The organism is Mycobacterium sp. THU-M104 (assembly GCF_049197365.1).
Taxonomy (GTDB): domain Bacteria; phylum Actinomycetota; class Actinomycetes; order Mycobacteriales; family Mycobacteriaceae; genus Mycobacterium.
On the sequence record NZ_JBMIOP010000042.1, the window covers coordinates 1 to 6,275 of the forward strand.

A 6,275-nucleotide genomic window follows, 5' to 3' on the forward strand; every position below is an offset into this window, starting at 1 on the left:
GCAAAGCCGCCGAGGGGCACGACGTGTCCATTCAGGCGCTCAGCCACCACAAGGAGACGCGGGCCGGTTCGTCGGTCGCGGACTTCACCGCCAACGCAAAAGCGCTCACCGGCAACAAGGACTGACGGACACCCAGCGAGCAGACGCGAAAGCACCCAAATCGCCGGCGTGTCGGGGGCTTGTGCGTCTGCTCGCGGTGTGAAAGGAGAACCACAGTGCCCGGCGCCGGGATGAACTTCGAGCTGACCGACGACCAGGAACTGATCCGCCGCTCCGTTGCGGAGCTGGCGCGCAAGTTCGACGACCAGTACTGGATGGAAAAAGACCAGGCGCACGAATTCCCCACGGAGTTCTACCGCGCCATTGCCGACGGCGGCTGGCTGGGCATGACGATCCCCGCCGAGTACGGCGGTCACGGCCTCGGCATCACCGAGGCCACCATCCTGCTCGAGGAGGTCGCCAGGTCCGGCGGCGCCATGAACGCGGCCAGCTCGATCCACCTGTCGATCTTCGGGATGCAACCGGTGGTGGTGCACGGCTCCGCCGCGCTCAAGGCGCGCACGCTGCCCCGCGTCGCCACCGGCGAAACCCACGTCTGCTTCGGGGTGACAGAACCGGGCGCCGGGCTCGACACGTCGCGCATCACCACGTTCGCCAGGCGCGACGGGGACCGCTACGTCGTCAACGGCCGCAAGGTCTGGATCTCCAAAGCCATGGAGTCCGACAAGATTCTGTTGCTCACCCGCACCCAGAGCTATGACGAGGTGACCAAGAAGACCGACGGCATGACGTTGTTCCTCACCGACCTCGACCGTGGCAGCGTCGATATCCGCCCGATCCGCAAGATGGGCCGCAACGCCGTCAGCTCCAACGAGCTGTTCATCGACAACCTCGAAGTGCCGGTCGAGGACCGCGTCGGTGAGGAGGGCAAGGGTTTTCAGTACATCCTCGACGGCCTCAACCCCGAACGGATGCTGATCGCGGCCGAGGCCCTCGGCATCGGCCGGGTGGCGCTGGACAAGGCGGTGAAATACGGCAACGAGCGCGAGGTCTTCGGCCGGCCCATCGGCATGAACCAGGGCCTGCAGTTCCCGCTCGCCGACTCGCTGGCCCGCCTCGACGCCGCCGAGCTGATGTTGCGCAAGGCCACGTGGCTGTACGACAACGGGAAACCCTGTGGGCGCGAGGCGAATACCGCCAAGTACCTGTGCGCCGACGCCGGCTTCACCGCGGCGGACCGGGCGTTGCAGACCCACGGCGGCATGGGTTACGCGGAGGAATACCACATCACGCGCTACTTCCGTGAGGCCCGGCTGATGAAGATCGCGCCGGTCAGCCAGGAGATGATCCTGAACTTCCTGGGGTCAAACGTCCTGAAACTGCCGAAGAGCTATTGACCCAGCGATGACGGATCCTGTCCGCTCCTCAGCGGATCGCGACGGCGTGCGCGCTTGAGCCTGGCGGCCGGTTCGCCCGTCGCGCCGGCCGACGAGGCCCGCGCTCAGATCGTCAAATTCGCCACGGCGGATGCCACGGTCGCCTATGCCGCCTTCACCGAGCGCCGAGACGCGTCGTTTACTGGTCACTGGGCGCTGACAACATCGGAATCGGAGTGAACATGCGTGAAACGGTCATCGTCGAAGCGGTACGCACGGCAGTGGGGAAGCGCAACGGCGGCCTGTCGGGCATGCACGCCGCCGACCTGTCCGCGGTCGTCCTCAACGAACTGCGGGAACGCGCCGGCATCGGCCCGGGGATCGTCGACGACGTGATCTGGGGCTGCGTGTCCCAGGTCGGCGACCAGTCCAGCAACATCGGTCGCTACGCGGTGCTGGCCGCCGGGTGGCCGGAGACCATCCCCGGCACGACGGTCAACCGTGCGTGTGGGTCCAGCCAGCAGGCCCTCGACTTCGCGGTCCAGGCGGTGATGTCCGGCCAGCAGGACATCGTGGTGGCCGGCGGTGTCGAGGTCATGAGCCGCGTTCCCCTCGGTGCGGCCCGGGCCACGGGGATGCCTTACGGCCCCAAAGTGCTGGCCCGCTATGACGACTTCTCGTTCAACCAGGGTCTGTCTGCGGAAATGATCGCCACGAAGTGGGGGTTCTCCCGCACCCGGCTCGACGAATACTCGGCGCAGTCCCACGAGCGGGCCGCCGCGGCCCAGGACCGCGGCGCCTTCACCGACCAGATCGTGCCGGTCTTCACCGACGGCGGGGTCGTCGTCACCGCGGACGAGGGCATCCGGCGCGGGACCAGCGTCGAGAAACTGGGCACGCTCAAGCCGGCATTCGTCGAGGACGGGGTGATCCATGCGGGCAACTCCTCGCAGATCTCCGACGGGGCCGCCGCCCTGCTGGTGACCACCTCGCAGATGGCAGTCGAGCTGGGGTTGACCCCGATCGTGCGCTACCGCGCGGGTGCGGTCACCGGCGCCGACCCGGTGCTCATGCTCACCGGCCCGATCCCGGCGACCGAGAAGGTGCTGAAAAAGGCCGGCGTCGCGCTGTCGGAGGTGGGCGTGTTCGAGGTGAACGAGGCCTTCGCGCCGATCCCGCTGGCGTGGCTGGCCGAGACGGGTGCCGACCCGGACCGGGTCAACCCGCTGGGTGGCGCCATCGCCCTGGGGCATCCGCTGGGCGCCTCCGGCGCGGTGCTGATGACGCGCATGGCGCACCACATGCGCGACCACGGCCTCCGCTACGGCCTGCAGACCATGTGCGAGGGGGGCGGCACGGCCAACGCGACGCTGGTCGAGCTCGTCGCATAGCGGGCGGCGCTGGCCGAAAAGCATCCGCGGTCCGGCGACGAAGGGGTGCCGTGACACGCTTCTCGCCAAGGGTGAGGACCGCAAGCAGCGGATCCTCGGCGCTCGACGCCCGTGACCTCGACGACGAAGTGCACGCCGACCGGACCGGGGATCTGCTCGCCCAGATCGCCCAGGTCGCCGACCGCTTCCACCGGGCCCCCGAACTGGTCGGCACGTTCAGGTGCTGCTGGTGGAGAACATCCTTCCCGAGGCGCCGCTGCACGACCGCATGCTGGCCAGGCACCGGGCCGCTCTCGACATCGTCGCCGACCTCATCCGCAGTGGCCAGGCCGACGGCCGCTACCGCACGGACATAGACCCCGCCATCAAGGCAGTGGAAATTCTGGCATTCGTCCACGGAATGGAAACCACATGGTTGCTCGACCCTTCGATACCGCTCACCGAGGTGTTCAAGCAGTATGCCGAGACGCTGGCGCGGGACTTCGCGCCCCGCAGGACGAGCAAGACGTGCGCGGCGAGCGAGGCGACATGAGGTACCGGCTCGACGTGGTCGCCCCCGACGTCGCCGACGTGGTCAGGTGCGCTGGCGGCTGGCTGTTCGACCGCGCGATGGCCGGATGGGACGTCACGGTGCTGGTCGCCGATCACCCCGACGCACGGCCGCTGCAGATCCTCGGCGCACGGGTGCTCGACCTGGAGGACGTCCTGGCGACGATGGAATCCCGCCCGCGTCCCCAGGCCCTGGCGGCCGCGGCGGACCTGTTCGGGTGCGACCCCCGGGTACGCCAGGGCGTGTTGCGGGCCCTCGACCACGGCGTCACCGAGGTCGCGCTGTGGGGAGAGGAGTGGCCGGCCGAACTCGACGAGAGTGTGGGCCTGGTGCAGCACCGCCTCAGCATGGCCGCGCAGATCTTCAAGTCCCGGGCGCTGGCGGCCGCCTTCGTCTCGGATGGCGCCGTCGGCCCCGCCGAGACGTTCCGCAGCGGGCTGCTGGCCTGGCCGTCGGTCGCCGCGGACCTCGTGCCGGCCGGCTGAACGGGCCGCAGGCAACTCGGGCAGTGCCCTCGTTGACGACGGATGCGCGCGTGTGGAAATGTAATACTCATCTCTGATGAGGCATATTCTCATTAGCCGAGATCGAACGGAGCACGTGATGGTGAACGACCTCACCGAGATGGACTTCTTCCGCGACCAGAGCCTCGTCGAGAACCCCTACCCCTACTACGAGGCCCTGCGGCAGCGGTGCCCCGTGACCTGCGAGAACCACCACGGGGTGACGATGGTGACCGGCTGGGACGAGGCGTGCGCGGTGCTCAACGACGCCGAGACATGGTCGTCGTGCATCTCGGTGACCGGCCCGTTCCCCGGTTTCCCGGTACCGCTGGAAGGGGACGACGTCACCGAGCTGATCGAGGAACACCGCGACGACTTGCCGTTCAGTGACCAGCTGCCCACCCTCGACCCCCCGACCCACACCAACCATCGGGCCCTGCTGATGCGGCTGATCACCCCCAAGCGCCTCAAGGAGAACGAGGACGCCATGTGGGCCCTCGCCGACCAGGTGCTCGACGGGTTCCTGGCGCCGGGCGAGGGGGAGTTCATCAAGGGCTTCGCGGGTCCCTTCACGCTACTGGTGATCGCCGACCTGCTCGGGGTGCCCGAGGAGGACCGTGACCAGTTCGTCCAGAACATCCGCCGGCACTCGGGTGGGGGCGTCGGGGGCACCGGCAAAGAAGCATTGGCGCACAACCCGCTGGAATTCCTCTATGGCACCTTCGCCGAGTATGTCGCCGACCGCCGCCGCGAACCGCGCGACGACATGCTGACCGGTCTGGCGACCGCGACATTCCCCGACGGCTCGGTTCCCGACGTCGAAGACGTGGCCCGGGTCGCCAGCAACGTCTTCTCGGCCGGGCAGGAGACCACCGTGCGGCTGCTGGGCGCCGCGTTGCAGGTCATCGCGGAACGCCCCGACATCCAGGCGCTGCTGCGCAAGGACCGCAGCCTGATCCCCAACTTCATCGAAGAGGCGCTGCGCATCGAGAGCCCGTTCAAGGGCGATTTCCGGTTGAACCGGGTGCCCGTCAACGTGGGCGGTGTCGACCTGTCCGCGGGCACGACCGTGATGGTCGTGCAGGCGGCCGCCAACCGTGACCCGCGCCGGTTCGAGGACCCCACCACCTTCGATCTGGCCCGCAAGAACGCCCGTCAGCACATCTCGTTCGGGCGCGGCATCCACAGCTGCCCCGGCGCGCCGCTGGCCCGGGCCGAAACGCGCGTCGCGATCGAGCGGCTGCTCGACCGGACCTCGGACATCAAACTCGACGAGCGGGTGCACGGTCCGGCCGATGAGCGCCGCTATTACTACGTTCCGACCTACATCCTGCGCGGACTGACCGAGCTGCACCTGGAATTCCCGGCATGAGGGTCCGGGTCGACGATCAGTGCTGCCGCGGCCACGGCGTCTGCGTCGCGCTGTGCCCGGAAGTGTTCAGCCTGACCGACGACGGCTACGCCGTCGCGACCGATGCCGACGTCCCGACGGAATTGGAGGCGGCGGTGGGCCGCGGCGATGACGAACGACATCCACTCGATGGTCATCGCGTCGGACTACCGCGTTCCCGACCCGACGCTGGTGTGGCCCCTGCTGGAGCGCAACAAACCGGCCCTCGCCGACATCGGCGCCCACCACGTGCTCGTGTACCTGTCCACGCACGACTACGGACGTGTGCTGGTGATGATCGGCGTGCAAAGCCGGGAGCCGATCGTCGAACTGCTGCGCTTGCGGGTGTTCTTCGATTGGTTCGACGAAGCCGGCGTCGACGACATCCCCGCGGTCTTCGCAGGTGAGATCGTCGACAGGTTCGCGGCCGAGCAGTCGGCGACCCCCAATGCGCCGGGGGTGGTGGTCGCCGCGTTCGCCTCCGTCGACGACGTGGCGACCCTGAACTCGGGCGTTCGCGTCGCGACGGACCGGTTCAGCGCCGCCGGGATCCGGAAAACCTGGGTGTTCCAGGCGTTCGACGACGAGCACGAGGTGCTCATCCTGCAGGAGCTTGGCGACGAGCAGGGTGCGCGCGAGTGGATCGAGCATCCCGACGCCGCGGCGCAATGGATGTCGGGAGCCGGCGCCGGCGCCTACCCACCGCTGTTCGTCGGCCGCTTCTTCGACATGATGCGCATCGGCGACGAGCGCGTGGACCCACCGTAAACGGAAACCCGACGAGGTACGCCCGGGGTGGGTCCGTGGCGTGGCCGATCGTGCGTGGCTCGGAACTGTGTCAGGGGATGAGGCCGGCCAAGTCGCCGATCACCGTTGAGATCTGGCCCACGACGGCGAAGGCTTCGAAGGCGCCTGCCAGTGGCACCAGGTAGGTGTCGGCGGCGATCGGCTGGCCGATGGCGTCGATAATGTCGCCTGCTTCCAGGCCCTGGGCGAACAGGCTGACGTCGTAGGCGGGCAGGCTGGTCAGCAGGGCGTTGGCGACGTCTGCGGTGGGCAGCAAGG

Annotated in this window: 6 protein-coding genes and 3 pseudogenes; 8 read left to right on the plus strand and 1 reads right to left on the minus strand. The window is 68.4% G+C overall.

The annotated features are described in order from the left end of the window. The first annotated feature begins 230 nt into the window (after positions 1-230). From ACOJVU_RS04090 to ACOJVU_RS04125, 8 genes and pseudogenes are all read left to right on the plus strand, one after another. Positions 231-1,397 (plus strand): acyl-CoA dehydrogenase family protein, encoded by a 1,167-nt coding sequence (locus ACOJVU_RS04090; protein ID WP_421528620.1) that lies wholly within the window; start codon positions 231-233, stop codon positions 1,395-1,397. Between the two features lie 54 nt (positions 1,398-1,451). Then, the gene (locus ACOJVU_RS04095; protein ID WP_421528616.1) at positions 1,452-1,616 is read left to right on the plus strand and encodes a hypothetical protein; all 165 of its coding nucleotides are present in this window, start codon (positions 1,452-1,454) and stop codon (positions 1,614-1,616) included. A 2-nt stretch (positions 1,617-1,618) separates the two neighbouring features. Next, complete coding sequence (locus ACOJVU_RS04100; protein WP_421528617.1) at positions 1,619-2,767, plus strand: thiolase family protein; 1,149 nt, start codon at positions 1,619-1,621, stop codon at positions 2,765-2,767. Positions 2,768-2,862: 95 nt separating this feature from the next. Continuing rightward, positions 2,863-3,299: pseudogene (locus ACOJVU_RS04105) on the plus strand (TetR family transcriptional regulator); the annotation flags it as partial. Next, positions 3,296-3,802, plus strand: a complete 507-nt coding sequence (locus ACOJVU_RS04110; protein WP_421528621.1) for a hypothetical protein — start codon at positions 3,296-3,298, stop codon at positions 3,800-3,802. The pseudogene ACOJVU_RS04105 and the gene ACOJVU_RS04110, both read left to right, overlap by 4 nt. Positions 3,803-3,920: 118 nt before the next feature. Then, positions 3,921-5,192 carry a cytochrome P450 gene (locus tag ACOJVU_RS04115; RefSeq protein WP_421528618.1) on the plus strand — a complete coding sequence of 424 codons (1,272 nt, stop codon included), beginning with the start codon at positions 3,921-3,923 and terminating at the stop codon, positions 5,190-5,192. Beyond that, positions 5,189-5,326: pseudogene (locus ACOJVU_RS04120) on the plus strand (ferredoxin); the annotation flags it as partial. The gene ACOJVU_RS04115 and the pseudogene ACOJVU_RS04120, both read left to right, overlap by 4 nt. A gap of 13 nt (positions 5,327-5,339) precedes the next feature. Next, positions 5,340-5,978 carry a fatty-acid--CoA ligase gene (locus ACOJVU_RS04125; RefSeq protein WP_421528619.1) on the plus strand — a complete coding sequence of 213 codons (639 nt, stop codon included), beginning with the start codon at positions 5,340-5,342 and terminating at the stop codon, positions 5,976-5,978. A 70-nt stretch (positions 5,979-6,048) separates the two neighbouring features. Here the strand turns inward: ACOJVU_RS04125 and ACOJVU_RS04130 are convergent. Continuing rightward, a pseudogene (locus ACOJVU_RS04130) lies at positions 6,049-6,275 on the minus strand (PE-PPE domain-containing protein); the annotation flags it as partial.

Coding starts and splice junctions, on each gene's coding strand:
- ACOJVU_RS04090 (WP_421528620.1), top strand. CDS start 231: ATGAACTTCGAGCTGACCGACGACCAGGAACTGATCCGCCGCTCCGTT.
- ACOJVU_RS04100 (WP_421528617.1), top strand. CDS start 1,619: ATGCGTGAAACGGTCATCGTCGAAGCGGTACGCACGGCAGTGGGGAAG.
- ACOJVU_RS04110 (WP_421528621.1), top strand. CDS start 3,296: ATGAGGTACCGGCTCGACGTGGTCGCCCCCGACGTCGCCGACGTGGTC.
- ACOJVU_RS04115 (WP_421528618.1), top strand. CDS start 3,921: ATGGTGAACGACCTCACCGAGATGGACTTCTTCCGCGACCAGAGCCTC.
- ACOJVU_RS04125 (WP_421528619.1), top strand. CDS start 5,340: ATGACGAACGACATCCACTCGATGGTCATCGCGTCGGACTACCGCGTT.